Annotated in this window: 29 protein-coding genes; 7 read left to right on the top strand and 22 right to left on the bottom strand. The window is 64.0% G+C overall.

From position 1 onward, the window contains the following. Positions 1-79 precede the first annotated feature (79 nt). From AC07XM_RS09675 to ribBA, 5 genes are all read right to left on the bottom strand, one after another. The gene (locus AC07XM_RS09675) at positions 80-1,228 is read right to left on the bottom strand and encodes an ABC transporter ATP-binding protein (protein WP_023047360.1); all 1,149 of its coding nucleotides are present in this window, start codon (positions 1,226-1,228) and stop codon (positions 80-82) included. 19 nt (positions 1,229-1,247) lie between these two features. Further along, positions 1,248-2,057: an ABC transporter permease gene (locus AC07XM_RS09670; protein ID WP_016499074.1), complete on the bottom strand. Its 810-nt coding sequence runs from the start codon at positions 2,055-2,057 to the stop codon at positions 1,248-1,250. 6 nt (positions 2,058-2,063) lie between these two features. Further along, complete coding sequence (locus tag AC07XM_RS09665) at positions 2,064-2,981, bottom strand: ABC transporter permease (RefSeq protein ID WP_016487673.1); 918 nt, start codon at positions 2,979-2,981, stop codon at positions 2,064-2,066. Continuing rightward, positions 2,978-4,003, bottom strand: coding sequence for an ABC transporter substrate-binding protein (locus AC07XM_RS09660; protein ID WP_016487672.1), 1,026 nt, complete (start codon positions 4,001-4,003; stop codon positions 2,978-2,980). Before AC07XM_RS09660 ends, AC07XM_RS09665 begins: the two co-directional genes overlap by 4 nt. A gap of 372 nt (positions 4,004-4,375) precedes the next feature. Then, a complete protein-coding gene (gene ribBA / locus AC07XM_RS09655) occupies positions 4,376-5,497 on the bottom strand; it encodes a bifunctional 3,4-dihydroxy-2-butanone-4-phosphate synthase/GTP cyclohydrolase II (RefSeq protein ID WP_102689044.1) in 1,122 nt (373 codons plus the stop codon). Positions 5,498-5,575: 78 nt separating this feature from the next. Here ribBA and AC07XM_RS09650 point away from each other — a divergent pair, with 78 nt between their 5' ends. Beyond that, positions 5,576-5,869, top strand: a complete 294-nt coding sequence (locus AC07XM_RS09650) for a DUF1330 domain-containing protein (RefSeq protein WP_016487670.1) — start codon at positions 5,576-5,578, stop codon at positions 5,867-5,869. Between the two features lie 252 nt (positions 5,870-6,121). Here AC07XM_RS09650 and AC07XM_RS09645 read toward each other — a convergent pair whose 3' ends face one another. From AC07XM_RS09645 to purU, 6 genes are read right to left on the bottom strand one after another with little or no spacing between them, the layout of a single operon-like run. Beyond that, positions 6,122-6,727: an aminomethyltransferase family protein gene (locus AC07XM_RS09645; protein ID WP_102689043.1), complete on the bottom strand. Its 606-nt coding sequence runs from the start codon at positions 6,725-6,727 to the stop codon at positions 6,122-6,124. 3 nt (positions 6,728-6,730) lie between these two features. Continuing rightward, complete coding sequence (locus tag AC07XM_RS09640; protein ID WP_102689042.1) at positions 6,731-9,634, bottom strand: FAD-dependent oxidoreductase; 2,904 nt, start codon at positions 9,632-9,634, stop codon at positions 6,731-6,733. After that, a complete protein-coding gene (locus AC07XM_RS09635; protein ID WP_016487667.1) occupies positions 9,631-9,936 on the bottom strand; it encodes a sarcosine oxidase subunit delta in 306 nt (101 codons plus the stop codon). The genes AC07XM_RS09640 and AC07XM_RS09635 overlap by 4 nt, the downstream gene beginning before the upstream one ends. A gap of 11 nt (positions 9,937-9,947) precedes the next feature. Beyond that, a complete protein-coding gene (locus AC07XM_RS09630; RefSeq protein ID WP_016487666.1) occupies positions 9,948-11,189 on the bottom strand; it encodes an FAD-dependent oxidoreductase in 1,242 nt (413 codons plus the stop codon). Next, the gene (gene folD, locus AC07XM_RS09625; RefSeq protein WP_102689041.1) at positions 11,189-12,082 is read right to left on the bottom strand and encodes a bifunctional methylenetetrahydrofolate dehydrogenase/methenyltetrahydrofolate cyclohydrolase FolD; all 894 of its coding nucleotides are present in this window, start codon (positions 12,080-12,082) and stop codon (positions 11,189-11,191) included. The genes AC07XM_RS09630 and folD overlap by 1 nt, the downstream gene beginning before the upstream one ends. Continuing rightward, positions 12,079-12,945: a formyltetrahydrofolate deformylase gene (gene purU, locus AC07XM_RS09620; RefSeq protein WP_016487664.1), complete on the bottom strand. Its 867-nt coding sequence runs from the start codon at positions 12,943-12,945 to the stop codon at positions 12,079-12,081. Before purU ends, folD begins: the two co-directional genes overlap by 4 nt. Before the next feature lie 209 nt (positions 12,946-13,154). Here purU and AC07XM_RS09615 point away from each other — a divergent pair, with 209 nt between their 5' ends. The 5 genes from AC07XM_RS09615 (at position 13,155) to AC07XM_RS09595 (ending at position 16,305) form a co-directional block, all read left to right on the top strand. After that, a complete protein-coding gene (locus tag AC07XM_RS09615; protein ID WP_016487663.1) occupies positions 13,155-13,553 on the top strand; it encodes a hypothetical protein in 399 nt (132 codons plus the stop codon). 129 nt (positions 13,554-13,682) lie between these two features. Beyond that, a complete protein-coding gene (locus AC07XM_RS09610) occupies positions 13,683-13,901 on the top strand; it encodes an MbtH family protein (RefSeq protein WP_016487662.1) in 219 nt (72 codons plus the stop codon). Beyond that, a complete protein-coding gene (locus tag AC07XM_RS09605) occupies positions 13,898-14,617 on the top strand; it encodes a thioesterase II family protein (protein WP_016487661.1) in 720 nt (239 codons plus the stop codon). The genes AC07XM_RS09610 and AC07XM_RS09605 overlap by 4 nt, the downstream gene beginning before the upstream one ends. Before the next feature lie 57 nt (positions 14,618-14,674). Continuing rightward, the gene (locus tag AC07XM_RS09600) at positions 14,675-15,226 is read left to right on the top strand and encodes a hydrolase (protein ID WP_016487660.1); all 552 of its coding nucleotides are present in this window, start codon (positions 14,675-14,677) and stop codon (positions 15,224-15,226) included. 26 nt (positions 15,227-15,252) lie between these two features. Continuing rightward, positions 15,253-16,305 carry a DUF1615 domain-containing protein gene (locus tag AC07XM_RS09595; protein ID WP_023048682.1) on the top strand — a complete coding sequence of 351 codons (1,053 nt, stop codon included), beginning with the start codon at positions 15,253-15,255 and terminating at the stop codon, positions 16,303-16,305. Positions 16,306-16,465: 160 nt separating this feature from the next. Here AC07XM_RS09595 and AC07XM_RS09590 read toward each other — a convergent pair whose 3' ends face one another. The 9 genes from AC07XM_RS09590 to AC07XM_RS09550 form a co-directional block, all read right to left on the bottom strand. Continuing rightward, the gene (locus AC07XM_RS09590) at positions 16,466-17,329 is read right to left on the bottom strand and encodes a metal ABC transporter solute-binding protein, Zn/Mn family (protein WP_096426225.1); all 864 of its coding nucleotides are present in this window, start codon (positions 17,327-17,329) and stop codon (positions 16,466-16,468) included. Then, positions 17,326-18,225 (bottom strand): metal ABC transporter permease, encoded by a 900-nt coding sequence (locus AC07XM_RS09585; RefSeq protein ID WP_016487657.1) that lies wholly within the window; start codon positions 18,223-18,225, stop codon positions 17,326-17,328. Before AC07XM_RS09585 ends, AC07XM_RS09590 begins: the two co-directional genes overlap by 4 nt. After that, positions 18,222-18,971 carry a metal ABC transporter ATP-binding protein gene (locus tag AC07XM_RS09580; protein WP_016487656.1) on the bottom strand — a complete coding sequence of 250 codons (750 nt, stop codon included), beginning with the start codon at positions 18,969-18,971 and terminating at the stop codon, positions 18,222-18,224. The genes AC07XM_RS09585 and AC07XM_RS09580 overlap by 4 nt, the downstream gene beginning before the upstream one ends. After that, complete coding sequence (locus AC07XM_RS09575; protein ID WP_016487655.1) at positions 18,968-19,870, bottom strand: metal ABC transporter substrate-binding protein; 903 nt, start codon at positions 19,868-19,870, stop codon at positions 18,968-18,970. The genes AC07XM_RS09580 and AC07XM_RS09575 overlap by 4 nt, the downstream gene beginning before the upstream one ends. A 16-nt stretch (positions 19,871-19,886) precedes the next feature. Further along, positions 19,887-20,456 (bottom strand): DUF6162 family protein, encoded by a 570-nt coding sequence (locus tag AC07XM_RS09570; RefSeq protein ID WP_096426224.1) that lies wholly within the window; start codon positions 20,454-20,456, stop codon positions 19,887-19,889. Continuing rightward, entirely contained in the window at positions 20,453-20,773 is a 321-nt protein-coding gene (locus AC07XM_RS09565) for a hypothetical protein (RefSeq protein ID WP_016487653.1), read from the bottom strand. Before AC07XM_RS09565 ends, AC07XM_RS09570 begins: the two co-directional genes overlap by 4 nt. Beyond that, positions 20,770-21,309, bottom strand: a complete 540-nt coding sequence (locus tag AC07XM_RS09560) for a PA2404 family protein (protein ID WP_016487652.1) — start codon at positions 21,307-21,309, stop codon at positions 20,770-20,772. The genes AC07XM_RS09565 and AC07XM_RS09560 overlap by 4 nt, the downstream gene beginning before the upstream one ends. Continuing rightward, positions 21,306-22,499 carry a PepSY-associated TM helix domain-containing protein gene (locus tag AC07XM_RS09555; RefSeq protein WP_016487651.1) on the bottom strand — a complete coding sequence of 398 codons (1,194 nt, stop codon included), beginning with the start codon at positions 22,497-22,499 and terminating at the stop codon, positions 21,306-21,308. The genes AC07XM_RS09560 and AC07XM_RS09555 overlap by 4 nt, the downstream gene beginning before the upstream one ends. A 175-nt stretch (positions 22,500-22,674) precedes the next feature. Then, positions 22,675-24,009: a lysine N(6)-hydroxylase/L-ornithine N(5)-oxygenase family protein gene (locus AC07XM_RS09550; protein ID WP_016487650.1), complete on the bottom strand. Its 1,335-nt coding sequence runs from the start codon at positions 24,007-24,009 to the stop codon at positions 22,675-22,677. Between the two features lie 174 nt (positions 24,010-24,183). Between AC07XM_RS09550 and AC07XM_RS09545 the strand changes: the two genes are divergently transcribed. Then, complete coding sequence (locus tag AC07XM_RS09545; RefSeq protein ID WP_016487649.1) at positions 24,184-24,630, top strand: hypothetical protein; 447 nt, start codon at positions 24,184-24,186, stop codon at positions 24,628-24,630. An 86-nt stretch (positions 24,631-24,716) separates the two neighbouring features. Here the strand turns inward: AC07XM_RS09545 and pbpG are convergent, their stop codons facing one another. Beyond that, complete coding sequence (gene pbpG / locus AC07XM_RS09540) at positions 24,717-25,643, bottom strand: D-alanyl-D-alanine endopeptidase (RefSeq protein WP_016487648.1); 927 nt, start codon at positions 25,641-25,643, stop codon at positions 24,717-24,719. Positions 25,644-25,773: 130 nt separating this feature from the next. Further along, entirely contained in the window at positions 25,774-25,932 is a 159-nt protein-coding gene (locus tag AC07XM_RS09535) for a hypothetical protein (protein WP_016487647.1), read from the bottom strand. Positions 25,933-26,012 lie beyond the last annotated feature (80 nt).

The raw sequence follows: 26,012 nt of genomic DNA, 5'->3' as shown, positions 1-26,012 counted from the left end.
AGATTACGACAGTGGCGTGATGATAATGTGACAGCCGCTCGGGGAGGGCCTTGCCCTCCCTGTGCGGCGAGTGATGAACTCAATGCGCCCCGGCGGATTTGCTCAGGTCACTCTCGGCCCACTCGGTATAGATGCACGCATCGGCTACCGCCCAACGCACCTTCACGCTGTCACCCGGCTGCATCGGCATGCCCGCAGCCGACAGTGCTTTCACCGTCAGCTCGGTGCCCCCTGCAGTCACCACATGGCAGGTCTGGCTTTCACCCAGGAACAGCACTTCGCCAACCTTGGCACTCACCTCGTTCCAGCCCGCCGGCAGTGGTTCGCGGGCGGCCTGTTCGACGGTCAGGGCCAGGGCTTTTTCCGGGCGCACCATGATCAGCGCATCCTGCGCAGCGGCCAGGCCCGGGGTCAGGCGGATGGCCACCGGCTGGCCTTCGAAGCTGCCTGCGCCGTTGCTGCTGGCTTTGATGCGCAAGAAGTTGGAGTTGCCCAGGAACGAGGCGACAAAGGCATTCGGCGGGTTTTGGTACAGGTCGTAACCGGTGCCCAGGCCGACGATCTTGCCATGGCTGAAGATGGCGATGCGCTGGGACAGGCGCATGGCTTCCTCTTGGTCATGGGTGACGTAGACGATGGTGATACCCAGCCGACGGTGCAACTGGCGCAGCTCGTCCTGCAGGTCTTCGCGCAGCTTCTTGTCCAGTGCGCCGAGCGGTTCGTCCATCAGCAGAATGCGTGGCTCGTACACCAGTGCCCGGGCAATCGCCACGCGCTGCTGTTGCCCGCCGGACATCTGCGACGGCTTGCGGTGGGCGAACTGCTCCAGCTGTACCAGCTTGAGCATGGCGTCGACCTGTTTTTGGGTCTCGCTGGTGCTGAGCTTGCGGATGGCCAGGGGGAACGCGATGTTGTCGCGCACGTTGAGGTGCGGGAACAGCGAGTAACGCTGGAACACCATGCCGATGTCACGTTTGTGCGGCGGTACATTCACCAGCGACTGGCCATCCACCAGGATCTCGCCACTGCTGGGTGTTTCGAAGCCGGCCAGCATCGACAGGGTCGTGGATTTGCCCGAGCCGCTGGACCCGAGGAAGGTCAGGAACTCGCCGTCCTGGATTTCCAGATCAAGGTTGTCCACGGCGGTGAAGTCACCGTAGTGCTTGTTCAGGCCGCGCAGGCTGACCAGGGTCTTGCCTGGCGCGTTGTCTTTGATCACTGCACTCATTGTTGTTTTCTCCGCGCGCTCAGGCGTTTGTTTCGGTGCGCCGGCGCAAGGCGGCGGCAATGAACATGACAAGCAGCGACAGGCCGATCAGCAGGGTCGAGGCCACGGCGATGACCGGGCTGAGGTCCTGGCGCAGGGTGGTCCACATTTTCACCGGCAGGGTCTGCAGGTCGGGGCTGGCCATCATCACGCTCAGCACCACCTCATCCCACGACACCAGGAAGGCGAACAGGCCACCGGCGATCATCCCCGGGCGAATGGCCGGGAAGGTGACCTTGAAAATAGCCTGCAGGCGCGAGGCACCGCAGATCACCGCGGCATCTTCGATCGACTGGTCGAACAGCTTCAGCGAGTTGATGATCGAGATGATGGTGAAGGGCAGGGCGACGATCACGTGGCTGACCACGAAGGCGAACAGCGTGCCGGTGTAGCCGAGCTTGAGAAACAGTGCGTACACCGCCACGGCGATGATCACCAGCGGCACGATCATCGGCATGGTGAACAGCCCGTACAGCAGCTCGCGGCCCGGGAAGCGGCCACGCACCAGGGCGAATGCGCTGGGCAGGCCCAGCAGCACGGCGGCGACGGTGGTCAGCACGGCCACCTTGAGGCTGGCCAGCGCGGCGTCCATCCACTCCGGGTTGGAGAAGAACTGGCCGTACCACTTGAAGGTCCAGCCCGGGGGCGGAAATACCAGCCACTGGGACGAGCCGAACGACAGCAACACGATGAACACCACCGGTAGCAGCAGGAAGGCCGCGATGACCCCGGTGGTCAGGTACAGGCCCGTACGCAGCGGGCGGCCCATGGCATTGGGAGACAGGAGCATGGCGGTTTACCTCGCGTTGCCGACCGGGGATTCCGGCTGCAGCTTCAGGTACAGGTAGAAGAGCACCAGGGTGATCGCCACCAGCAATGCCGCAGCGGCGCTGGCCAAGCCCCAGTTGAGGAACGACTGCACCTGCTGGATGATGAATTCGGGCAGCATCATGTTCTGCGCCCCGCCCAGCAGCGCAGGGGTAACGTAGTAGCCCAGCGACATCACGAACACCATCAGCGCCCCGGAGAACAGCCCCGAACGGCACAGCGGCAGGAACACCTTCCAGAAGTTGGTCCACGGGCTGGCGCCGCAGATGGAACCGGCCTGCAGCACCATCGGGTCGATGGCGTGCATGGTGGCCTGCAGCGGCAGCACGATGAACGGGATCATGATGTAGCTCATGCCGATTACCACGCCCGTGAGGTTATGCACCATTTCCAGCGGGGTATCGATGATACCCATGGCCATCAACGCCTTGTTGATCACCCCCGAGCTTTGCAGCAACACCAGCCACGAGTAGGTGCGCGCCAGCAGGCTGGTCCACATCGACAGCAGCACGATGTTCAGCAGCCAGCGGCCCCAGCCCTTGGGCACCAGGGTGATCGCCCAAGCCAGCGGGAAGCCCAGCAGCACGCTGATCAGGGTGACTACGCCAGCTACCGAGAAGGTGTTGAACAGCACCCGTGCGTAGGCTGAGTTGGCAAACAGCTGCTCGTAGTTGCCCAGCCCCGGCGTTGGCTCCAGCACGCCACGCAGCAACAGGCCGACCAGCGGTGCGAAGAAGAACAAGCCAAGAAACAGCAGGGCCGGCAGCAGGTTGCGGCTGCCTTTCCAGCGTTGGCTCAGGCTGGTGCGGCGAGGGGCCGTCCCAGGGGCGCCGGTGCCCGTGGGGGCACCTTGCGCGTTATGCAGGGCGTTGATGGCGACTTTCATTTGACCAACCACTCATTCCAGCGGGCCGCGATGGCCTGACCGTTTTTAGCCCAGTAGGCGAAGTCGAGGGTGACCTGGTCCTGGGCGTAGGCAGTGGGCAGGTTTGGCGCAAGGTCTTTGTCCAGCTTGGCCACGCTGTCGACGTTCACCGGGGCGTAGGCGGTCTTGTTGGCGAACTCGGCCTGGCCTTCGGCGCTGCTGGCGTTGGCCAGGAACTTCATGGCCGCCTCCTTGTTCTTGGCACCTTTGGGGATGACCAGGAAATCGGCCATGACCAGATTCTGCTTCCAGCTCACGCCCACGGGAGCGCCGTCTTGCTGCAGGGCGTAGACACGGCCGTTCCAGAACTGCCCGAGGGAAGCTTCACCCGAAGCCAGCAGCTGCTGCGACTGGGCCCCACCGCCCCACCAGACGATGTCTTTCTTGATGGTGTCGAGCTTCTTGAAGGCGCGGTCCAGGTCCAACGGGTACAGCTTGTCCGGCGCTACGCCGTCGGCCAGCAGGGCCAGTTCAAGCACGCCGGGGCTGGGCCATTTGTACAGGGCGCGTTTGCCAGGGTAGGTCTTGGTGTCGAACAGTGCGGTCCAGTCCACCGGCTTGTTGGCACCGAGCTTGCCTTCGTTGTAGCCCAGTACGAAGGAGAAGAAGAACGAGCCGACGCCGTGGTCGGACACGAAGCGCGGGTCGATCTTGTCGCGCTTGATCTGGTTGAAGTCGAGGGGTTCGAGCAGGCCTTCGCTGGCGGCGCGCAGGGCAAAGTCGGCTTCGACATCCACCACGTCCCATTGCACGTTGCCGCTTTCGACCATGGCCTTGAGCTTGCCGTAGTCGGTGGGGCCGTCCTGCACGACCTTGATATCGGTGGCTTTGGTGAAGGGTACGGCCCACGCTTCTTTCTGGGCGTCCTGGGTGGTCCCGCCCCAGCTGACGAAGTTGAGGCTGTCAGCGGCTTGGGCGGCTTGACATGCCAGGGTCAGCAGGCTGGCGGACAGCACTGCGGTTACACGTTTGCTCAACAGCATGGTTACGCCCTCGTTGCTTTTGTTATTCGAGGCGGGGCTTGTGGTGCGCCCGCCAACAGTGTTCGGGGAGCAGCTAAAACAAAGTGTCTGGGTGGCCGTTTTTAATTGTAGGTGCCGGCCTGCAGATTTAAGGTCTACGGGATATCATATTATGGTATTCCAAACTTTTGGCAAGGGGTATGAGGCGACCGGCCATCACCCTGCCCTCAGGTTTGGTTGCCGGGGCGTTGTGGGAGCGGCCTTGTGTCGCGAATGGGCCGCAAAGCGGCCCCAGGATTTCAGAGCTGACCGAAAGATTGCAGGGGCCGCTCTGCGGCCCATTCGCGACACAAGGCCGCTCCCACAAGGCCGGCGTCGCAGGGAGGGCGGAGGTCAGCCCGGCATTACGGGCTCGAACGCAATGCTCTGCACCACCTCCAGCTCATATCCCGCCAGGCCGGCGTACTTCAGCGGTGGCCCCAGGTGACGCAGCTTGCCCACGCCCAGGTCCTGCAGAATCTGCGCCCCGGTGCCCACTTCGGAGTACACCTTCGACTGCCCACGCTGATAAGGCCTTACCGGCTGGGTCAGCTGCGGTACACGCTCCAGCAGCGCCTGGGAGGATTCATGGTTGGCCAGGATCACCACCACGCCAGCACCTTCATCGGCCACCTTCTGCAGCGCTGCCCACAGCGTCCAATTGGGCGGGCCTGCGTATTCGGCACCGACCAGGTCGCGCAGCGGGTCGATCACGTGCACCCGCACCAGGGTCGGTTGCTCGCGACGGATGTCGCCCATGACCATGGCCATGTGCACACCGCCTTCAATGCGGTCCTCATAGGTGACCAGGCGGAAGGTGCCGTGCACGGTCGGCAGCTCGCGCTCGCCGATGCGCTTGATGGTCTGCTCGGTGCTCAGGCGGTAGTGAATGAGGTCGGCGATGGTGCCGATCTTGATGCCATGCCGGGCGGCAAACACTTCAAGGTCAGGGCGGCGGGCCATGGTGCCGTCGTCATTCAGCACTTCAACAATGACCGACGCCGGGCTGAAGCCAGCCAGGCGCGCCAGGTCGCAGCCGGCCTCGGTGTGGCCGGCGCGGGTCAGCACGCCGCCTTCGCGTGCGCGCAGGGGGAAAATGTGGCCGGGTTGTACCAGGTCTTCGGGGCGGGCGGTGGGGGCCATGGCCGCTGCCACGGTGCGCGCCCGGTCGGCGGCGGAAATGCCGGTGGTGACGCCGGTGGCCGCCTCGATCGACACGGTGAACGCCGTGCTAAAAGCGCTGCCGTTGGCCGGTACCATCTGCTCCAGGCCCAGGCGCTGGCAGTGTTCGTCGGTCAGGGTCAGGCAGATCAGGCCACGCGCTTCGCGGGCCATGAAGTTGATGGCCTGGGCGTCGCAACGCTCGGCAGCGATCAGCAGGTCGCCTTCGTTCTCTCGGTCCTCGTCATCCACCAGCAGGACCATCTTGCCTTGCCGGTAGTCCTCTAGAAGTTCCTCGATGGTGTTGAATGCCATGTTGCACGCTCACTGTGGTGGGGTGATTATTATGGTATACCATCATACACAAATATCGTCGTTTCAGGAGAGCAGCGCATGAAGGCCTATTGGATCGCCCACGTGGACGTAACCAACCCCGAGCAATACCAGCAGTACACCCAACGCGCTCCGGCAGCCTTCAAGGCATTCGGCGGCCGCTTCCTGGCACGTGGCGGGCGCAGTGAAGCGATGGAAGGGCGGCCAACCCCGCAGCGTAGCGTGGTGATCGAGTTTGATTCGTACGAGCAGGCCGTGGCGTGTTACCGGTCCGCGCTGTACCAGGAGGCGTGCAGCCATCGCCAGGGGGTGGCGAAGGCTGAAGTGATCATTGTCGAAGGGTTTGAACCCTGATGTTGGGCTGATGGCACTTTCGCGGGTAAACCCGCTTGTGTCTTGGAGAAGGAATAGAATCTGAAGTGAGAGCGGTGAATGGCAAGCTGATAGCCCGAGGTGCCCAGAGCACGTGTGGGAGCAAAAGCTGCCATTCACCGTTCCACTTTGGCGAGAGCCCGAACAGTTGGATGAGGGCCGTAATCTCGAATCACAAGCGTGGGCCAAACGCCGAAAATCGTGCGGCGAACACGCTGCAGGCCTCACCGCGTATCAACCCACCAACGCACCCAGCTCAATCAAACCGCCATCGAATTCATCCATGGCATCCAGCATCGCTGCCCGCATGTACACCCGTGACGCCCGATCAAACAGCAACTGTAATGTTGGCCGCTCATCGCTGCCCACATTCACCACAATCACATTGATGCGTGCCACCGAAGTCTGCGCCACCGCCCCGGCCGGAAACGCCTCGGCACGCAAGTCCACTGCGCACAACTTGGCCATCACCGCACTGCCAAGGGCTCCAGACAGCTGCAGCCAGGCATGGCTGTCCTGGCGCGGCAGCAAGTAGTTACGCTGGGCATCCTGCACCCACTCGGCCTCTGCGCCAGCCACCCGTGCGCCTTTGTCGGCCAGGCTGCCCAGCAGCAGGTACTCGGTCTGCGACAACCGCGCTACCCAGCCGCCGTCGTCCTGGCGCACGGCCTGGTTCGGCTGCGGCGGCAAACAGTAGCCGCGCTGCTGCAGGTAGGCGGCGGTGTCACCCCCGCGAAACCCGACCCGTGCCACATCGGTCAGGTCGGTCAACGCGCAGGTGTGCCGCCACTCGGCCCGCGGGCTGTGAGGGAGAAACGCTTCGGCTTGCAAACGGGTCATGGCTCAGAGCTCCTGGCGCTGGTTGTCGGGATCGTGGAACGGCAGTTGCACCACCTTGGCCTGCACCATCGCGCCGCCCTGCACGCGGATCGGGATGTGCATGCCTGGGGTGGCCTGGTGGGCACCGGCATAGGCCAGGCCGATGATCTGCCCTACGGTTTGCGAGTATTCGCAGGAAGTGACGTTGCCGCTGATGTCCGGCCCGTCCAGCACCAGGTGCCCCTCCAGTGGTTGCGGGCTGCCCTTCGGCAGGGTGAAACCGACCAGCTTGCGCTTGAGCGGCTGCGCCTCAAGGATTTCGATGGAGCGCTTGCCGACGAAGAACGGCTTCTTGCGGCCGATGGCCCATTGCATGTCGATCTCTGCCGGGTGGGTCATGCCGTCGGTATCCTGGCTGATGATCACATGGCCTTTTTCCAGGCGTAGCAGGCGCTGGGTCTCGACGCCGAAAGGGCGAATACCCAGGCCTGCACCGGCTTGCATCAGTTCGTCCCACAGGCGCTCGGCATGGCGCGCCGGCACATGCACTTCGTAGCCCAGCTCACCGACGAAGCCGACCCGCAGGATGCGTGCGGGGATGCCCGCTACATTGCCCAGGCGTACGCCGAGGTAGGGGAAGGCTTCGGCCGACAGGTCCACGTCAGCGCACACCTTGGCCAGCACCTGGCGTGACAGTGGCCCGGCCAGGTTTACCGCGGCCAGGGCGGCGGTGACGTTGGTGATGTCCACGTCCAGGCGCCACTGCGCGTTCCACTTCAGCATCTGTTGATAGATGCGGTCCACGCCGCTGGTGGTGGCGGTGACATAGAAGTGTTGCTCGCCCAGGCGTGCGCAGACGCCGTCGTCGATCACCACGCCCTGTTCGTTGGTCATCAGCGCGTAGCGGGTGCGGCCGACAGGCAGCTTGGCAAAGCCGAAGGTGTAGACGCGCTCCAGCAGTTCTGCGGCGTCTGGGCCGCGCACGTCCAGGCCGCCCAAGGTAGACACGTCGATCAGGCCGACTTTTTCGCGCACATGGCGGGCTTCTTCCTGCATGCAGCGCTCACGTTCCTCGGGCTTGCCGTAGTAGGCCGGGCGTTGCCAGGTGCCGGCAGGCATCATTTTCGCCCCGGCTTGCAAGTGGCGGCGGTGCATTGGCGTTTGCCGGTAAGGGTCGAAGGCACGGCCGGCGACATGCGCCAGCTTTTCTGCCTGGAACGGTGGGCGGGCAGTAGTCACCCCGGTCTCGCTGATGCTGCGGCCGGTCGCCTGCGCTACCAGGCGTGCGGTGGGCAGCGCCGAGTGGCGGCCTTGGGACGGGCCCATGCCGACCGTGGAAAAGCGCTTGACCAACTGCACGTCGCGATAGCCGCTGCGGGTGGCGTTGACGATGTCGCGCACCTGCAGGTCTTCGTCGAAGTCGACGAAATCCTTGCCCTTGGGGTGCGCAAAGATTGGCCAGGGGAAATTGACCTTGGCTTCGGCGCTGAACACCGATTGTGGTGGCGCTTGCAGGCCCAGCGCTGCCACTGCATCGGCAGCCCCGCGCGTGGCATCGGCCAGCACGTTGGTCAGCGCGTGACGGCCGTTCACCGAGCCGGCGATGCCCAACCCGGCTGGCAGGTCGCTGATGGTGAACTCGTCGCGGTTGACGTCATAGGCCAACTTGCCACCGGCCTGGCACAGCAGTTGGTATACCGGCATGTAGCCCGCCGACATGCACAGCAGGTCGCAAGCCAGGCGCAGGCCATGAGGGCCGACCTTGCCCTGGCCGGTGATCGGGCGAATGTCCACGCCGTTGACATGACGCATACCCGCTTCGTGCAGTGCTTCGTACACCGTGCTGCCCAGGTACACGGGGATATCGCGGCGCTTCAGTTCGGCGGCCAGTGCGGCATCGGCCGGCGCAGCGCGCATATCGACCACTGCGGCCACGGCCACGCCTTGCTCCTGCAAGTCGAGGGCGGCCAGATAGCCGTCATCGTGGCCGGTGAGGATCACCGCGCGCTGGCCGGGCTTGACCGCATACAGCTTCATCAGCCGCTGGGCAGCGCTGGTCAGCATCACGCCCGGCAGGTCGTTATTGCGAAACACCACCGGCTGGTCGAACGAACCGGCTGCCACCAGGCAACGGCTGGCACGCACCTTGTACAAGCGTGCGTGCTGGATCACTGGCAAGTAGTTGTCGGTGAACCAGCCGTTGCAGGTGGCATCCAGCAGTACCTGGATGTTCGGGTGGACCTCGATGGCGGCCAACAGCTCCTGGCGCAGGCTGGCGGCGCGGGTGCCGGCGATGTCGAAGCGGGCGTAGGTGAGCGAGCCGCCCAGTACCGGCTGTTGTTCGATGAGCAGCACCTTGGCCCCGGCATTGGCCGCGTCCAGCGCGGCGCGCAGGCCGGCGGGGCCGCCGCCGATGACCGCCACATCGACGAACAGATAGGCTTTGTCGTAGTACTGCGGCTTGAAGCCAAGGTCGAGCACGCCCAGGCCGGCCTTTTTGCGAATCAGCGGTTCCCACACTTTCCACATGCCCTTGGGCTTGTAGAACGAGCGGTAGTAGAAGCCCACCGGCATGAAGCGTGAAAACTTGCCCAGACAGGCGTCGCGGTCATGCTCCAGGCTGCCGTTGAAGTTCTGCCCTGTGACCACCTGGCCCTCGCATGCGGCCTCCAGGTCGGCCAGCACGTTGGGTTCGTCAGGCAACTGCACCAGGGTGTTGGCATCCTGCCCGGCCATGCTCAGCGGGCCGCGTGGGCGATGGTATTTGAACGAACGCGACAGCAGCCAGCGGCCGTTACCGAGCAGGGCGCTGGCAATGGTGTCACCGGCAAAGCCCTGGCAGGCCTGGCCATCGAACTGGAAGCGCAGGGGCCGCTCGCGGTCGATCAGCAGGCCCATGGGCGCAGGGAGGCGGGTGTGGCTGTTCATCCGGCGATCTCCGGTGTGGCAACGGGGGTGAAATCGACACGGCGGTCGAACAGTGCTTTCGGGTCGAAGGTGCGCAGCACCTGGTCACTCACCGTGTGGCGCTCGGCCAGAAACCAGTAGCTGGAGGCGTTGTGCAGCCACCACTCGGTCACCACCCCGGCCAGGTTGTCGCTGTTGAACACGTAGTCTGCCCACTCGGCATCGCTGCAGCGGGCCGGGTCGGGCATGTGCTTGAATTCGCCGCCGTAGGTGAACTCGCTGATGTTGCGCGGGCCGTTCAAGGGGCAGGTCAGGATCTTCATTGTCGTTGCTCCTAGTGGCTGGCCGCAGTGGCGCCCATTTCGTTGACTTGCTGGAAGCGGCTGAAGCGCTCCAGGGCGAAGGGGGCGATCATTTCGGGCACTTTGCCGCCGCTGGCCACCAGCTCGGCCATGGTCTTTCCGCAAATTGGCGTGGCCTTGAAGCCCCAGGTGCCCCAGCCGGCGTCCAGGTAGTAGTTGTGCACCGGCGACAGGCCCATGATCGGGCTGTAGTCCGGGGTCATGTCGGTCATCCCGGCCCACTGGCGCATCAGCTTGGCGTTGGCCATGAACGGGAACATCTCGATGGCGTGGGCCAGCAGGCTTTCCTTGAGATCCAGTGTGGAGCGCGTGTTGTACAGCGGGTAGGGGTCGGAGCCGCCGCCAAAGACGATCTCGCCACGGCTGGTCTGCTGCACATAACAGTGCAGTGCCGACGAACTGACCAGCGGATCGAGGAACGGCTTGAACGGCTGCGTGACCATGGCCTGGAGCGGGTAGGTGTGAATCGGCGCACGTATGCCAGCCTTGGCCATCAGCAGCGAACTGGCGCCGGCCACGGCCTGGACCACGCAGCCGCACTGTACGGTGCCACGGTTGGTCTTGACCGCTTCGATGCGGCCATTGCGAATCAGCAGGTCCTGCACTTCGGTCAGCGGGTGGATTTCCACGCCACGCTTGGCTGCCTGCTTGGCGTAGCCCCAGGCGACTGCGTCATGGCGCGCGGTGGCGCCGTCGATGTGCCAAAGGCCAGCGAGCACCGGCAGGTGGCCGGGGTCGAGGTTAAGGCTGGGCACCAGTTCACGAATCTGCTGGCGGTCGATCATTTCGGTGCGCCCGCCGAAGTGCTTGTTGACTTCGGCCCGCTGGCGGAAGGCGCGCACGGTGGCATCGGTGTGCGCCAGGGTGAGCTGGCCGCGCTCGGAATACATGATGTTGAAGTCGAACTCGTTCGACAGGTTCTGGAACATGCGCACCGATTCTGCGTAAAAGCGCACACCTTCGCTGGTGAGGTAGTTGGAGCGGATAACCGCGGTGTTGCGTGCGGTATTGCCACCGCCCAGGTAGGCCTTTTCCAGCACAGCGACGTTGGTCACGCCATGGTACCTGGCGAGGTAGTAGGCGATGGCCAGGCCATGGCCGCCGGCGCCAATGATCACCACGTCATAGCGTGGCTTGAGTTCGCACGGTGGCGGCAGGTCGACCTCCACCGGGTAGTCGGCACTCAGGCCGTATTTCAGCAGGGCGAAAGGCATCAGGTGCGCTCCTGGTGGGCGGCCTGTTGTTGCAGGTCGAGGGCGAGCAGGGTGTTTTTCATCAGGTAGGCGATGGTCATCGGGCCGACGCCGCCGGGCACCGGAGTAATGCCGGCGACCTGGGGCAGGGCAGCGGCGAAGTCGACATCACCGACCAGGCGGCTGTGGCCGCCGTCATCGACGCGGTTGATGCCGACGTCGATCACCACCGCGCCGGGCTTGAGCCAGTCGGCACCGATCAGCCGTGGCTGGCCCACTGCCGCCACCAGGATGTCGGCCTGGCGGCAAAGCGCTGGCAGGTCGCGGCTGTGCGAGTGCACCACGGTCACCGTACAGTCGGCCTGCAGCAGCAGGGCAGCCATGGGTTTGCCGACAATGTTCGAGCGGCCGACCACCACCGCATGCTTGCCGCGCAGCTCGCCACAGGCGTCGCGCAGCAGGCGCATGCAAGCGCTGGGGGTGCACGGGGTGAGCACATCGCGGCCTTGGGCCAGGCCACCAACGTTCTCGCTGTGGAAGCCGTCCACGTCCTTGAACGGGCTGATGGCTTGCAATACACGGTGCTCGTCGATGTGCCCGGGCAACGGCAGTTGCACGAGGATGCCGTTTACCTCCGGGTCGCGGTTCAGGCGGTCGATCAAGGTCAGCAGGTGGGCCTGGGTGGTGTCGGCGTGCAGGCGATGTTCCAGCGAGCGGATGCCCACCTCTTCGGCGCGCAGCACTTTGTTGCGTACGTACACGTGGCTGGCGGCATCGGCGCCCACCAGCACCACGGCCAGGCCGGGTTGCACGCCGCCCTGGCGCAGTTCCAGCACCTGCTCGCGCACTTCGGCCAGCACCCGCGCGGCGGTGGCCTTGCCGTCGATCAGCTTGACGCTGAGAAGGGCGCTCATTTGAAGATCACCGTGCGGTCGTGGTTAAGGAACACCCGGTGTTCCAGGTGGTATTTCACGGCGCGGGACAGGGCGATGGTCTCGGTGTCGCGGCCGATGGCCACCAGATCGTCCGGTGCGTAGGCGTGGTCCACGCGCTGCACTTCCTGCTCGATGATCGGGCCCTCGTCCAGGTCGCTGGTCACGTAGTGGGCGGTGGCGCCGATCAGTTTGACCCCGCGCTGATAGGCCTGGTGGTAGGGCTTGGCACCTTTGAAACCGGGCAGGAACGAGTGATGGATGTTGATCGCCCGCCCCGACAGCTGCCGGCACAGGTCATCGGAGAGGATTTGCATGTAGCGCGCCAGCACCACCAGTTCGGTGCCAGTGTCCTCGACGATGCGCAGCAGCGCGGCTTCCTGTTCGGCCTTGGTGTCTTTGGTCACCGGCAGGTAGACGAAGCGGATACCCTGGCGCTCGGCCATCGGGCGCAGGTCCAGGTGGTTGGAGACCACAGCGGTAATGTGCATGTCCAGCTCGCCCTTGGCGTGGCGGTACAGCAGGTCGGACAGGCAGTGGTCGAACTTGCTCACCATCAGCAGCACGCGCATCGGCCGGGCGCTACTGTGCAGGCTCCACTGCATGCCGAAGCGCTGGGCCACGTCGGTAAAGCCTGCCTCCAGTTGCGGCGTATCACCACGGATACCGGTGTTGAAGCGAAACACCGCGCGCATGAAGAAGCGCCCATTGTCCTCGTCGTCGAACTGCGCCATCTCGCTGATGTAGCAACCGTGCTCGGCCAGGTAGGTGGTCACTGCGGCGACGATGCCGGACACGGCCGGGCAACTGACGCGCAGGATGAAGTGATCGGGAGCGGGGTGCATGTCGGGTAGGCCTCGTGATGGAGTGGGGCAGGTCGGGCACAAGGGCAAAAAAAGCTTCGCAAGGGGCAAAGTGGTGTTTCTTCGTGGGAATATAAATTTCCTTTTGGCGATTTATAGGCGAAATGAGGGCTAGCGGTCTAGCGGTTTGTGAAATTTTTTATCCTGACAGGAAAGTTTTTTCGAGGCCTTTGCCGGGCTATGCTTGCTCCATGACACCACCCCCTCTGCGCCAACCTTGCCCTCCTGGTGCCTGCGACTGCGGCCGTGAACACTTGGTCGATCACCCGCAGGCGGCCCAGCGCATCCTCCTGCTGACCCGACAGGAAGAAAAGCGCCTGCTTGAACGCCTGGAAAACCTCAAGGACTTCGAGGACCTGCAACGCCTGCAGCAACGCCTGTACGAAAACCTCGGCATCCGCGTGCACATTGCCCCCGGCTACAACGAAGTGCGGACCATGCGCGGTATCGTCATTGAACTGGATGACCAGCCGGGTCTGTGCCGCAAGACCCGGCAGTCGATCCCGGCGGCAATTCGCCGCGGGCTGGAGCGCAACCCGCAGGTAGCCTTCCGTCTGCTCGATACCCACGACCTGCTGCGTGATGCCTGACCTTTGATTTGTGCACCGCTCCCACATGGGGCGCGCCAGTTGCTCTAATTTTTTCACCGCGTGCTACGTCTACTTGAAAGCCCCCTGCACCAGGCGTGCAGCGGCACTCATCATTCAAGGAGACAGGCAATGACTTCCGTTTTCGACCGCGACGATATCCAGTTCCAGGTAGTGGTCAACCACGAAGAGCAATACTCGATCTGGCCAGATTACAAAGCCATCCCCAACGGCTGGCGTGCCGTCGGCAAGAGCGGCTTGAAGAAGGAATGCCTGGCCTACATCGACGAGGTGTGGACCGACATGCGCCCGCTGAGCCTGCGTCAGAAAATGGCCGAAGCCGCCCAGTGACCGCGCTGAACCTGCTGTGCCTGCCGTACTCCGGGGCCAGCGCCATGGTCTACAACCGCTGGCGGCGCAAACTGCCCGCCTGGTTGCAAGTGCGCCCGGTGGAGCTGCCCGGGCGCGGCGCACGCATGGCCGAGCCGCTGCACACCGACATGCAAGTGCTGGCCCGGCAACTGGCCAGCGAGCAGCGCCTGGCGACGAGCGCCCCTTATGCGTTGCTCGGCCACAGCCTGGGTGCATTGCTGGCCTTCGAGCTGGCGCATGAGCTGCAGGCGCTGGGCTGCCCCGCGCCATTGGCCCTGTTTGCCTGCGGTACGGCGGCACCCTCCCGGCGCGAAGACTACGACGGCAAGAACTGGCGCGAGCCCAAGAGCGACGCCGAGCTGATCCGCGAGTTGCGTGAACTCCAGGGTACCCCTGAGGAAGTGCTGGCCAACGCCGAGTTGATGAGCCTGACCCTGCCTACCCTGCGCGCCGATTTTCTGCTTTGCGGCACTTACGCCTACCGCCAGCGGGCGGCGTTGCAGTGCCCGCTGCACGTGCTGGGCGGGGCGGATGACCGGGCCAGCGACGAGCAATTGCAGGCCTGGCGCCAGGAAACCCAAGCCGAGTTCTCGCTGCAGATGTTTCCCGGTGGCCACTTCTTCATCCATGAGCAGGAGGACCACGTGCTTGGCGCGCTCACGGCTTCACTGGAACCGCTTCGGCTTTCTGCCTGATTGACGTCACCGCTTGCCTGGGGGAGGCTAGGCCTTTTCCCAGGCAAGGGGCGGACAATGCTGATCGATCCACACAAGGCCACGCTGCTGGTCGTCGACATCCAGGAAAAACTCATCGACGCCATGAGCGACCCTGAGGGTACTCGGGCACGGGCACGCTGGTTGTTGGCGGCGACCGCCGAGCTGGAGCTTCCGACGGTGATTTCCGAACAGTATCCCAAGGGCCTGGGGCATACCTTGGCGCCACTGCTGGCCGCAGCACCGGCAGCCGAAGTGGTGGAGAAAAGCCATTTTTCCTGTGTGGCTGCCGGTTGCCTGCCGGCGAGCCTGATGGCGCGTGAGCAGGTGATCGTGTGTGGTATGGAAACCCATGTCTGCGTGCTGCAGACGGTGCTTGGCCTGCTGGCCTTGGGCAAGCAAGTGTTCGTGGTCGAGGATGCCTGCGACAGCCGTACCGCTGCCAGCAAGGCGGCGGGCCTGGCGCGCATGCGTGAGGCCGGGGCGCAGGTGGTGACCCGCGAGATGGTGTTGTTCGAATTGATGGGCAGCGCCGGCCACCCGCTGTTTCGCCACATCAGCAAAACCTACCTGGTCGGTGAACAGCCCTGAACGGCCGGTTACTGGCTGCCGGGTTGATGGCGCTGGCGCTGCTGCAAGGCTGTGCCGGGCGCCGTGAAGAAGCGCCCGAGGCGGACCCGGCCAAAGTCCGCGCCCAGCTGTTGCGGTTGCTGCCTGCGCAGGCCAAGGACCGCGAAGGCTGGGCCAAGGACATCCAAGTGGCGTTCGAGGCCCAGCGTATTACGCCGAGCAAAAGCAATTTGTGCGCTGTATTGGCGGTGACCGAGCAGGAATCCACGTTCACTGCCGACCCGCAGGTGCCCAACCTGGGGCGTATCGCCCGCGAGGAAATCGACCGCCGTGCCGGGCGCTTGCATATCCCCAGGCTACTGGTTGACGGTGCGCTCAAGGCGCCCTCCGGTAACGGCCAGAGCTACCAGCAGCGTTTGCAGGCGGTGCGCAGCGAGAAGCAACTGAGCGAGCTTTACGACGAGGTCATCGCCCGTGTACCGCTGGGCAAGACCTTGCTGGACGGGCTGAACCCGGTGCGCACCGGCGGGCCGATGCAGGTCAGCATCGACTTCGCCGAAAAGCATGCGCAGGCGTATCCCTACAGCCATGACGGCACGATTCGCCAGGAGGTGTTCACGCGGCGCGGCGGCATGTACTTCGGCATCGCCCACCTGTTGGGCTACCCCGCCAGTTACGAACGCCAGCTCTACCGTTTTGCCGATTTCAACGCGGGCTGGTACGCCAGCCGCAACGCGGCGTTCCAGGCCGCATTGGGCAAGGCGACCGGCGTGCCGCTTGCCTTGGACGGCGACCTGATTGCACCGGGGGCGATCATGCCAGGTGCCACCGAGCAAGCCGCAAGAAAGCTGGGGGCGAAGCTGGGGCTGCGTAACCCGCAGATTCGCAGCCAGCTGGAAGAGGGCGACAGCCTGGCGTTCGAGGACAGCAAGTTGTACAGCGGGGTGTTTGCCCTGGCAGATGCCAAGGCCGGTAAACCTGTGCCGCGGGCGGTATTGCCGGGGATCGAACTGAAGAGCCCCAAGATCACCCGCAAGTTGACCACGGCGTGGTTTGCCGGGCGGGTGGACGAGCGCTATCAGCGGTGCATGAAGCGTTAACTTTTCAGCTGACGCGATCCATTGTGGGAGCGACCTTGCGTCGCGAAAGGGCCGCATAGCGGCCCCAGGGTTTCTGCGTTGATACAAAAATTGCGGGGCTGCTGTGCAGCCCTTTCGCGACGCAAGGCCGCTCCCACATTGACCACATCGGCCTGCTCGATCAGCTTTCGCCCAATGCCCCAACCACCTGGTCGACACTGGTCTTGAGCCCTGCAAACGCATCGTCAGGGTCACTCTCCACCACCACCAGCTTCGCCCCGGCGGCCTTGATCGCTTCGGCTACTGCGGCCTCCGGCTGGCGGTGGTCCAGCACCAGTGCTACATCCTGCGCTTTGAGGTTCTCCTCCAGCGCCTTGAGCGCGGCAGCATCCCATTCGGTCGGCAGCGGTTGCTCCACCACATCCAGGTTCAACCCGCTGGCCAGGTAACCCAACCGCTCGGACAGGCTCACCACCGTCAGGTTGTCGACCTTGGCCAGGCGTGTCTGGCTGCTGGCAGAAAGCTCCAGCAGCTGGCGCTTGAGCCCCGCCAGGTTGCCCTGGATCTTCGCTTTGTCACCCGGGGCCAGGCGCTCCAGGTCATTGGCCACCACATCGGCCATACGCCCGAGGTTGGTCGGGTTGAGCCAAGGGTAGGCGCCATAGGCATCATCACCGGAGACTGCAATCCCTGGCAGCGCACCATCCACCGGCCGTGCGGCATCGATTTCGACGATGCGGATGTTGCTGCGCCGGGCCATCGGGTACAGCGGGTCGTCACGCCAGATCGAACGCACACCGATTACCGCGTCGGCCTGTTGTGCGGCTTTTTCCAGGCTGGCGCCACCGCGCCCGCTGAAGTACGACGGCTGCCGGCTGGCCGGCAGGTTGGCCGGCGCCGCACGTTTTAGCTGTACCGCAGTGCCGTCGAGCAGGGCGCTGGCCAGGCTGTGGGTGACGGGCAGGGTGGTCAGCACTTGTGTGGCAAAAGACAGCGACGGCAGGCCGGCCAGGGCCAGCGCCAGGGTCAGGCGTTTCAGGTTCATGCCGGGTTTCCTTGCAGGCGAGGGACAAGGGCGCGGGCCAGGGCGGCCAGGGCAAAGCAGATGCCCGCGACCAGGATAATGGCGGCGCCTGACGGTACTGGCAGGTCGAACACGATCGGAAGCAGGATGCCAAACAGGGTGCTGACAGTGGCAATCACCACCGACAGGAAGAAAAAGCCCTTGAGCGACTGGCTGACAAGGCGAGCGGCGGCAGCGGGAATGACCAGCAGCGCGCCGACCAGGATGGCCCCGATCACCTTCACGGCGGCCACGGTCACCAAAGTCACCAGCACCACGAACAGGTAGTCCAGGGTTTTCACCGCTACCCCGCGCACAGCTGCCAGCTGTGGGTTGAAGCTGGCCAGCATGATGCGGTTGTACAGCGGCAGCGCCAAAGCCAGCACCAGGACCGCGACGATGCCCAACACCACCAGGTCCTGGCCGCTGACGGTCAGCACCGAGCCGAACAGCACGTTCTCGAGGATGTGCACGTTGATCTTGCCCGCCAGCATCAACAGCAGGCTGGCGCCCAGCGCCAGCGACACCGACAGGAACACGCCAATCAGGGTGTCCGGCGACAGCCCGGTACGGTTGCGCAGGAAATTGAGCAGGATGCCGAACAGCAGGCAGTAGCCGAACAGGCTGCCGTAAGGGCCGGTGTAGGGCTCGCCCAGCAGGATACCGATGGCCACCCCGGTCAGCGCGGCATGGCCCACTGCCTCGGAGAAGAAAGCGAAGCGCTTGACCACCACCAGGGTGCCCAGGCCGCCCAGCACCGGGCCGATCATCAGGCCGGCCAACAGGGCGTTGACCACGAAACCGTAGGCCAGCGCCTCGGGCAGGTAACCAGCGGTGGCCCAGTCCTGGACCAGTTGGCGAAATGCTTCAAAACTCATGGGGCAAGGCTCTCGCTACGCGGGTGAACAGAGAACAGGCCGAGCAGGCGCTCCGGGGTCAGGGCCTGGGCGGGGGGGGCGTCGAACAGCACCTTGCGGCTCAGGCCGGTTACCCGGTCAGCAAGGCGCAGCACCGCTTCCAGGTCGTGCTCGATCCACAGCACGGTGGTGCCCGCCTGGCGCCAGCCCTTGAGCAACTGCTCGAACACCTGGATACCGGCTTCATCGAGTGCCGACATGGGTTCGTCCAGCACCAGCAACTGCGGCTCGGGGATCAAGCCCTGGGCCAGCAGCACGCGCTGGCGCTCGCCCCCGGACAGCGCACCCATGCGCCGCTTGCGTTTGTCTAGCATGCCGACCTGCGCCAAGGCGGCGTCTATGGCCGGTTGCACCCGCCGCGACAGGCCGAGAAAGGCGGGGCGGCGCTGGCACATGGCCGCCATGAAGTCGTCCACGGTCATCGGCAGGCCGCGGTCGAACTCCAGGGCCTGCGGCACATAGCCGATCACCTCGCGTGCGCTTGGCCAATGCAGGGTCAACTGGCCCTGATGCGGCATCTGCCCGAGCAGGGTCTTGATCAGCGAGCTCTTGCCGCCGCCATTGGGGCCGACGATGGCATGCACGCTGCCGGCAGCCACAGTGAAAGCGACCTGTTCAAGGATGCGTGTGCGGCCTAGCGTCAGGTCGATGCCAGCGAACTCGATGCGTGGCCCGCAGGCCGTCACCAGGTTGGCGGCGGCGGTCATGCGCGGTTCTCCTGAATGGCGCGGACCACGGTGTCGAGGTTGCGCTTCATTTCCACTTCGTACTTGTCCTTGGTGTATTCGCCATAAGAGATGTGCGTCAGCGGGTACAGGCGCACACCAGATTCACGCTGGATGGTTTCGACATAGGCCGACGGGAAGTCCATTTCCGAGAAGATCACCTTCACGTCCAGGGCTTTGAGCTGGTCGATGGTCTTTTTCAACTGGGCCGGGCTGGGTTCGATGCCGTGGGCCGGTTCGACCACGGCGGTCACCTCCAGGCCGAAGTCGCGGACCAGGTAATCGTAGGCGGCGTGGATGGTGGCCACCCGGAAGGTGGCGCTGGGGGCCTCGGTGACCTTGGCCAGGGCATCGGCACGCAGGGCGCGCAGGCGCTTGGCGTAGGCGCGGGCGTTTTGCGTGTAGAGCTTGGCGTTGTCCGGGTCGAGCTTGCCCAGTTCGCGGGCGATGTTGTTGACCTGGGCGATGGTGGTGCTGATCGACAGGAAGGTGTGTGGGTTGACCACCTTGCCGGCGCCGCGGGCGGCAATACCGGTGGCCGCCAGCAACGGAACGTTCTGGTTGGCCTCGATGGTATTGATGCCGGGCTTTTCGCTGGCGGCGATCATGCGGTCGGCGAAGTCGTCGTGGCCCACGCCGTTGAGCACCACCACGTCCAGGGTGCCGATGCGCCTGATGTCCTCGGCCCGTGGCTCGTAGGCGTGGGGGTTGAAGCCCGCTGGAATCAGCGGCACCACTTCGGCCTTGTCGCCGACGATGTTGGTCACGTAGCTGTAGTAGGGGTGCAGGGTGATGCCGATGCGCAGCGGCTTGCCGTTATCGGCCAGGGCCGTTGCCGGCAGGGCAAGCGCCAGGAGCAGGGCGAGGGCGGAGCGGAACATGGGGAAGTCCTTGGGTTCAGTGACGGTGTTCGCGGGTAACCCCGGCGTCGTAGTGGCTGACCACCTGCTGCCAGCCAGCGGCAATCAGTGCCGCCTGGCCGAGGTCGTCCGGGGGCGTGGCGGCGCTGTCGCGGCGCAGCCAGACATCGGCCTGGCCAGTGCTCTCGGCCGGCAGGATCAGCAGCAGGCTGCCGGCGATTTCAGGGGCCTGGCTGCGGCCCAGGTAGGCGCCGGGCTCCAGCCATGACCAGTGGTGGCCGCCACGGCTCTGGCTGCCTGCGTCGACCACGAAGGGCGGCAGGCCTTCTTCGGCCAGGGCCTGCACGCTAGGCACGGCAGCGTTTTCTTCACGCAGCAGCTGGATCTCGTCGAAGGCCACCCGCAGGTCGGTGTACAGGCCTTGCTCGGCGGCGGTGAGGTCGCGACGGGCGTCGATCTGGTGGCTGGCGATGGTCTGTTCGTCTTCGCGCTCGCCACGCAGCAGCACCACGCTGGCGGCGAGCAGCACGATCAGCAGGCTGATCAGCAGCACGTACAGGGTTTCGTGCCCGGCGCCGGCCGGGCGAATCACTTGGGCGCGGCTCATGGCTGGCCAATATCGGCGTAGTCGACTTCCACGACATGCCCTGGGCCGGCATCAAACAGCACGTAGAACTCGCCGTCCGGGCGCTTGAAGGTGAGTGTCGAGTCGTCGCCAAGCTTGCCGCCGACCAGCACCTGTTCGTCATAACCGATCACATCCAGGGTCACCCCGGGGGCACCGCTACCGTCCGAAAAACCGCCGGTGCACTTGACCTGGCCGCCGGCCGTTTCTTCGCATTCGCACATCGGGTTATGCGCCAGGGCGGGGCCGGCGGCCAGTACCAGCAAGGGCAGGGCGAGGGTTCGCATCAGCTGTTTCATTTCTTGCCTCCTTGTTTTTCGAGCCAGGCCACGGTGGCTGGCGATGCTTTGGCCAGGGGGACCGACGCCTGGTGCATGCTGCCGTCCCAGCCTTCCAGGGTGATCCAGATCTGTGCGTCAGGCTTGGTGCGGGGCGGGATGGGCAGGTTGGTGCCCATGCGATAAGGCGCACCAAAGAAGATCGTGCCGGCGGCACGCAGGCTGCGCGGTTTGCCAATGCGCAGGTAAACGGCCTTGACGTCATTGATGCAGGCCTTGCACAGCGCTGCGTTGAAGGATTTGAAATCGCCAGCGGGGCCGTCCGGGCGTGGTGCTTCGTCACGCAGTTCAGCCAAATCCAGGGTGTAGGGGCCTGCCTGGATACCGGTGATCACGTTGGCACCCAGCCCGGCGTCGCCACGGAACAGCTTTGCGTCGTTGAAATACTTGGGCATGAAGCCCAGCGGTACCAGGATCAGCAGGATGTTCAGGTGAAAACGCCACTTCAGCCACCACTGCTTCAGTGGGCTGGCGGGTACGGCCTGGGCGTGGCTCATGATTGGGTCTCCAGGGAGGTCTGGGCGCGTTCGGTACGGGGTGCGCGTTCGCTGCGCTTGAGGGCGGCGGCGGTGGCCTGCGCGGTGCGCTTGGTCCAGATCAGCAAACCGCTGAACACCATCAGGGTGAGTATCAGCCCGAAGAAGAACCAGATCAGCTTGATCGGCAGGCCGCCGAAGTCGCCGGTGTGCAAGGGGCGCATGGACTCGGTGACGAACTCCAGCGTGGAGCGGTCGCTGAGCAGGAACTGGCTGTCGACTTTGCGCGTGTAAGGATTGACTTCGGCGCTTTGGAACATCAGCGGATACCAGCCGCGCCCGCCCATTGAAACATGGCTGTAAGCGGTAGACGGCAACGAAACGAAGGTGATATCCAGGCCGGGAATGGCCAGGCCGGCGATGCGTGCCGCCTCATCGAGGTCAATGCGCGGGGCAGGGCTGCCATCTGGTGTTTGCGGCACTTCTTCGCGGGCGATCACCGGCACGATGGGCCGGCTGGAAATGGTGATGTGGTTGTCGAACAGGATTGCCTGGATCAGGAACCAGGTACCGGTGATGGAAATGACCGCGATGAACCAGATCGACCAGACGCCCGCCAGGCGATGCAGGTCGCCCCAGAAGATGCGCGAACCATGCCCCGTGCGTACCGGTTTGAAGAAGCCCTTCCAGAACTTCTTGTACACCACCAGCCCGGTTACCAGCGATGCCAGCATGGGCAAGCCAAGGATCGACACCAGGTACCAGCCCCAGCTGAAGCCGTTGGTGAACGGCACCAGCCACCAGCCGTGCAGGGCGCGGGTGAAGGCTTCGAAGTTGAAGTCGGGGGACTTGCCCTGGATGGCACCGGTGTACGGGTTGACGTACAGCGTCGGGCTGGTGCCGTCGGGGAAGGTGACATCGGCCGTGAGGGCAAAGTGCGAGCCGTCGGGCTGTATGAGCGAGTCCACGACCATGTCCGGTTCGGCTTTGTGCAGGGCGTCCAGCACTTGCTGGAAGCTAAGGCGCTCGGCGTCGGCATCGGGTTTGCTGGCGCGCACATCGGGGTTGGCGAGCCAGACGATTTCCTGGCTGACCACGGCGAGCATGCCGGTAAAGCAGACAATCAGCACAAAGAACCAGATCGGCAGGGCGAGCCAGCTATGGACCAGGAACCACAGCCTGGATTTGGATTTTTTCGGTGATTTGGCCATCAGACGGTCTTCTGCATTGGGTGGTCGAGCGTGTGCCCAACCAAAGAGGGCTGTACTGATAAGGACGAATGAGAATTGAAAACCTGCCGTTTTAAATGCAAGCAAATGTTTCTAAGCGCAAAGCCGGCCTGTGCGCGAGGCGTCAGGCCGGCTTTGAAGGCATGCAGCAGCGGGGTCAGGCGTGGGTCATGGCCACGGCCGGTTGCGGTTTGCCGTGCAACTGCGCCAGGTCCTGGTACAGCGCCCGGCCAATTTCCGCAGCGCGGGCCGGCAGCACCGAGAGCAGGGTGTCGCTCAGGCCGTGGCTGTTCTCGCAGAACCCTTGCAAGTAAACCGACGCCTGCAGGTCGGGGCTTGCCAGTACGCGGTAGTTGCGGTCAACACTGAAATCGTCCAGGTAACCGGCAAGCGGTGCCAGCAGGTCACGGTGCGAGCGGCGCTCGTAGCCGGTGGCGAGGATCACGGCGTCGTAGCGGTGGGTTTGCTGCTGGCCGGTGGCAAGGTCGCGCAGGGTCAGTTCCAGGCCGTCGCGGGTGGCCACCACGGCTTCGACCTGGCGGCGGCACAGCACGTTGTGACGGTGCTGGTGGGCGACCTTCTGCCGGTACAGGATGCCGTAGATGCGCTCGATCAGGTTAAGGTCGACCACCGAGTAGTTGGTGTTGTGGTATTCGCCCAGCAGTTTGCTGCGCTGGTCGGCCGGTTCGTTGTAGACCAGGTCGGTGTAGTCCGGTGAGAAGATTTCGTTGACGAACGGGCTGTCGTCGGCGGGTTTGAGGGCCGACCCACGCAGGATCATGTCGACCTTGACCGACGGGTAGCTGTCGTTCAGATCAATGAACGCCTCGGCGGCGCTTTGCCCCGACCCGATCACCGCGATGCGCATGGGTTTGCCGGCGGTGCACGGCAGCTTGTTGAGGCTGCTCAGGTATTGGGAGTGATGGAAAACCCGCGGGTCGTCCTTGAAGGCACCAAACTTTTCCGGGATTTTTGGCGTGCCGCCGCTGCCGACCACCACCGAGCGGGTGCGGCGGCTGTATTCGCGGCCTTGGGCGTCGCGCGAGACCAGGCGCAGGTGCTCGACCCGGCCGGCATTCACCTCTGGTTCGATGCGCAGCACTTCCTGGCCATATACCGCCTGGGTGGCGAAATGGTCGGCGGCCCAGCGCAGGTAGTCGTTGTACTCCAGGCGGCAGGGGTAGAAGGTGCCGAGGTTGATGAAGTCGGCCAGGCGCTGCTTCTGGTGCAGGTAGTTGACGAAGCTGTAGGGGCTGGTGGGGTTGCGCAACGACACCAGGTCCTTGAGGAACGAAATCTGCAGCTCGCTCTGGGTGGCAAGGGTTTCGCCGTGCCAGCGGTAGTCCTGCTGCTTGTCGATGAACAGCGCGTCGAGGGCATGGCCCTGGGACTCGGCGAGTTCTTCCAGGGCAATGGCCAAGGCCAGGTTGGAAGGGCCGAAGCCCACGCCGATCAGATCTTTGATGGTTTCCTGCTGTGAGGACTGGCTCATGGCTGCGATTCCCTGAATGGTCGAAATTGGACGCCCGCCGGCGCTCCGGCTCCTGCGCAAGTACATGTGTTGGAACGAGCCAGTCGCGGGGGAATTTAAGCGGGCTAAAGAACTGCCAGGGATGGCCGATAGGGTGGTTACGGCAAGGACCTATCTTTCAGCCAGGGAATCGAGATGAGCGCAATTACGGCTAGCAACCTCATGATCAATGGCGTTTCAGCGCAGACGCTGAGCGCCAACGCAGCCAACGAACGCGAACAGGCAAAGCAGGCCGGTGAGGCGCTGGGCCCCTTGAGCATCAGTAGCGACAGCATGAAAGTTTCAGCGGGTAGCCAGGCGCAACCTGCGGACAGTGAAGACAGTGGTGAGTCAGAGGCCGTCTCCGAGCTGCGTCAGCTGATCAAGGATCTGCAGAAGCAACTGGTCGAGGAGCAGAAGCAGTTGGCTGCGCTGCAGAACAGCAAGATGGATGAAGCGGCCAAGGCCGCTGCGGTGGGCGCCAAGCAGGCAAGCATTGCCACTATCAACGGCCAGATCATGGCAGCCACGGCACAGCTGCTGGAGCTGTTGCAGCAAGAGGGTGGCAGCAGCTCGGGCGGGATGGTCAGCGCCACGGCCTGACTGCCTGGTGCAACGCCTGCAGGAGCGGCCTTGCGTCGCGATGGGCCGCTCCTGCACAGGTTCTGTGCAGCCCCAGGGGCATGCGGTTATTCGGCCGCTACACGCCCCTTGTTCTGCCGCTCGGTCTTGTACTGCATGGCCACTGCCGGTGCCGGCTTGGCGGCCCCGGTCTCCAGCCACTGACGCATGCGGCTGGCATCGGCAAAGTGGGTGTACTTGCCGAAGGCGTCGAGGATGACCATGGCCACCGGACGGTTATCCATGCGGGTCAGCAGCACCAGGCAGTGCCCTGCTTCGTTGGTGAAGCCGGTCTTGGTCAGCTTGATGTCCCAGTTGCTCTTGTTCACCAGGTGGTCGGTGTTACGGAAGCCCAGGGTGTAGTTGGGCTTGCGGAAGGCCACAGTCTTCTCACGCGTGGTCGACAGCTCGCTCAGCATCGGGTATTTGCGCGAGGCCATCAGCAGTTTGGCCAGGTCGCGTGCGGTGGACACGTTCTGCGTCGACAGGCCGGTCGGCTCAACGTAGCGGGTATGCGCCATGCCCAGGCTGCGGGCCTTGGCATTCATCGCCTTGATGAACGCCGGGTAGCCGCCGGGGTAGGCGTTGGCCAGGCTGTTGGCCGCACGGTTTTCCGACGACATGAGGGTGATCAGCAGGGTCTCGCGGCGATCGAGTTGGCTGCCCAGGCGTACGCGGGAATACACGCCTTTCATTTCCGGGTTGTTGGCAATGGTCATGGTGAGCATTTCATCCATGGGCAGCTTGGCATCCAGTACCACCATCGCCGTCATCAGCTTGGTGACCGAGGCGATCGGCACCACGCGGTCGGCGTGGCTCGAATACAACTCCTGGTTGGTATTCAGGTCGATCAGCAAGGCGCTGCCTGAAGCCAGATGCAACTTGGACGGATCTCGTTGGGCTTGGGCCGGGGGTTGTGCAGCAGCAGTCGACGGAAGGGTCGCGGTACCTGTGAGCAACAGCAGCAGGCTGAGGATGGACAGGGATTTTTTCACGTTGAGGCTCACTAAAAGTTGGTATGTCGTTGGCTGTGCAAGGGTTTTCCCCCTAAAACCGATGCATTCTGGAGTATGGCTGAATTGCTGTCGAATGCCTTATGACTAAAGGGCGCAAGGTGAACGAAATTTAATCCTGCGCCGATGCTGTACCCATTACGTTCTTTTCCAGTTTCGCCAGTTCCGCCCAATCGTTGGCAGAATTCAACCACTTAGCGTAGGTCGAGAGAAGCACCTGCACCGAGTGCCCAAGCTGCCCAGCAATAAACGCTGGATTCATCCCCGACATGAGGCACATCGTGGCATATGTGTGCCGGCAATTGTACTGAGGCCTGTGCCTGAGCCCCTTTGCCTCTAGCGCCTGGTTGA

The sequence above is a fragment of the Pseudomonas sp. GW460-LB5 genome, assembly GCF_059423245.1.
Note: the sequence above shows the minus strand (reverse complement) of the source record. Positions and strands in the feature narration are given on the sequence as shown.

Excerpts from the sequence above, each read along its gene's own strand:
- ribBA (WP_102689044.1), bottom strand. The coding sequence starts at position 5,497 with ATGGCATTCAACACCATCGAGGAACTTCTAGAGGACTACCGGCAAGGC.
- AC07XM_RS09660 (WP_016487672.1), bottom strand. The coding sequence starts at position 4,003 with ATGCTGTTGAGCAAACGTGTAACCGCAGTGCTGTCCGCCAGCCTGCTG.
- AC07XM_RS09555 (WP_016487651.1), bottom strand. The coding sequence starts at position 22,499 with ATGGCCAAATCACCGAAAAAATCCAAATCCAGGCTGTGGTTCCTGGTC.
- AC07XM_RS09570 (WP_096426224.1), bottom strand. The coding sequence starts at position 20,456 with ATGAGCCGCGCCCAAGTGATTCGCCCGGCCGGCGCCGGGCACGAAACC.
- AC07XM_RS09650 (WP_016487670.1), top strand. The coding sequence starts at position 5,576 with ATGAAGGCCTATTGGATCGCCCACGTGGACGTAACCAACCCCGAGCAA.
- AC07XM_RS09545 (WP_016487649.1), top strand. The coding sequence starts at position 24,184 with ATGAGCGCAATTACGGCTAGCAACCTCATGATCAATGGCGTTTCAGCG.
- AC07XM_RS09665 (WP_016487673.1), bottom strand. The coding sequence starts at position 2,981 with ATGAAAGTCGCCATCAACGCCCTGCATAACGCGCAAGGTGCCCCCACG.
- AC07XM_RS09550 (WP_016487650.1), bottom strand. The coding sequence starts at position 24,009 with ATGAGCCAGTCCTCACAGCAGGAAACCATCAAAGATCTGATCGGCGTG.
- AC07XM_RS09595 (WP_023048682.1), top strand. The coding sequence starts at position 15,253 with ATGGCGCTGGCGCTGCTGCAAGGCTGTGCCGGGCGCCGTGAAGAAGCG.
- AC07XM_RS09635 (WP_016487667.1), bottom strand. The coding sequence starts at position 9,936 with ATGAAGATCCTGACCTGCCCCTTGAACGGCCCGCGCAACATCAGCGAG.
- AC07XM_RS09615 (WP_016487663.1), top strand. The coding sequence starts at position 13,155 with ATGACACCACCCCCTCTGCGCCAACCTTGCCCTCCTGGTGCCTGCGAC.
- AC07XM_RS09590 (WP_096426225.1), bottom strand. The coding sequence starts at position 17,329 with ATGAACCTGAAACGCCTGACCCTGGCGCTGGCCCTGGCCGGCCTGCCG.
- AC07XM_RS09670 (WP_016499074.1), bottom strand. The coding sequence starts at position 2,057 with ATGCTCCTGTCTCCCAATGCCATGGGCCGCCCGCTGCGTACGGGCCTG.
- AC07XM_RS09600 (WP_016487660.1), top strand. The coding sequence starts at position 14,675 with ATGCTGATCGATCCACACAAGGCCACGCTGCTGGTCGTCGACATCCAG.
- AC07XM_RS09640 (WP_102689042.1), bottom strand. The coding sequence starts at position 9,634 with ATGAACAGCCACACCCGCCTCCCTGCGCCCATGGGCCTGCTGATCGAC.
- AC07XM_RS09675 (WP_023047360.1), bottom strand. The coding sequence starts at position 1,228 with ATGAGTGCAGTGATCAAAGACAACGCGCCAGGCAAGACCCTGGTCAGC.
- purU (WP_016487664.1), bottom strand. The coding sequence starts at position 12,945 with ATGCACCCCGCTCCCGATCACTTCATCCTGCGCGTCAGTTGCCCGGCC.
- AC07XM_RS09575 (WP_016487655.1), bottom strand. The coding sequence starts at position 19,870 with ATGTTCCGCTCCGCCCTCGCCCTGCTCCTGGCGCTTGCCCTGCCGGCA.
- AC07XM_RS09645 (WP_102689043.1), bottom strand. The coding sequence starts at position 6,727 with ATGACCCGTTTGCAAGCCGAAGCGTTTCTCCCTCACAGCCCGCGGGCC.
- AC07XM_RS09535 (WP_016487647.1), bottom strand. The coding sequence starts at position 25,932 with ATGTCGGGGATGAATCCAGCGTTTATTGCTGGGCAGCTTGGGCACTCG.
- AC07XM_RS09580 (WP_016487656.1), bottom strand. The coding sequence starts at position 18,971 with ATGACCGCCGCCGCCAACCTGGTGACGGCCTGCGGGCCACGCATCGAG.
- AC07XM_RS09585 (WP_016487657.1), bottom strand. The coding sequence starts at position 18,225 with ATGAGTTTTGAAGCATTTCGCCAACTGGTCCAGGACTGGGCCACCGCT.
- AC07XM_RS09610 (WP_016487662.1), top strand. The coding sequence starts at position 13,683 with ATGACTTCCGTTTTCGACCGCGACGATATCCAGTTCCAGGTAGTGGTC.
- AC07XM_RS09560 (WP_016487652.1), bottom strand. The coding sequence starts at position 21,309 with ATGAGCCACGCCCAGGCCGTACCCGCCAGCCCACTGAAGCAGTGGTGG.
- AC07XM_RS09630 (WP_016487666.1), bottom strand. The coding sequence starts at position 11,189 with ATGCCTTTCGCCCTGCTGAAATACGGCCTGAGTGCCGACTACCCGGTG.
- folD (WP_102689041.1), bottom strand. The coding sequence starts at position 12,082 with ATGAGCGCCCTTCTCAGCGTCAAGCTGATCGACGGCAAGGCCACCGCC.
- AC07XM_RS09565 (WP_016487653.1), bottom strand. The coding sequence starts at position 20,773 with ATGAAACAGCTGATGCGAACCCTCGCCCTGCCCTTGCTGGTACTGGCC.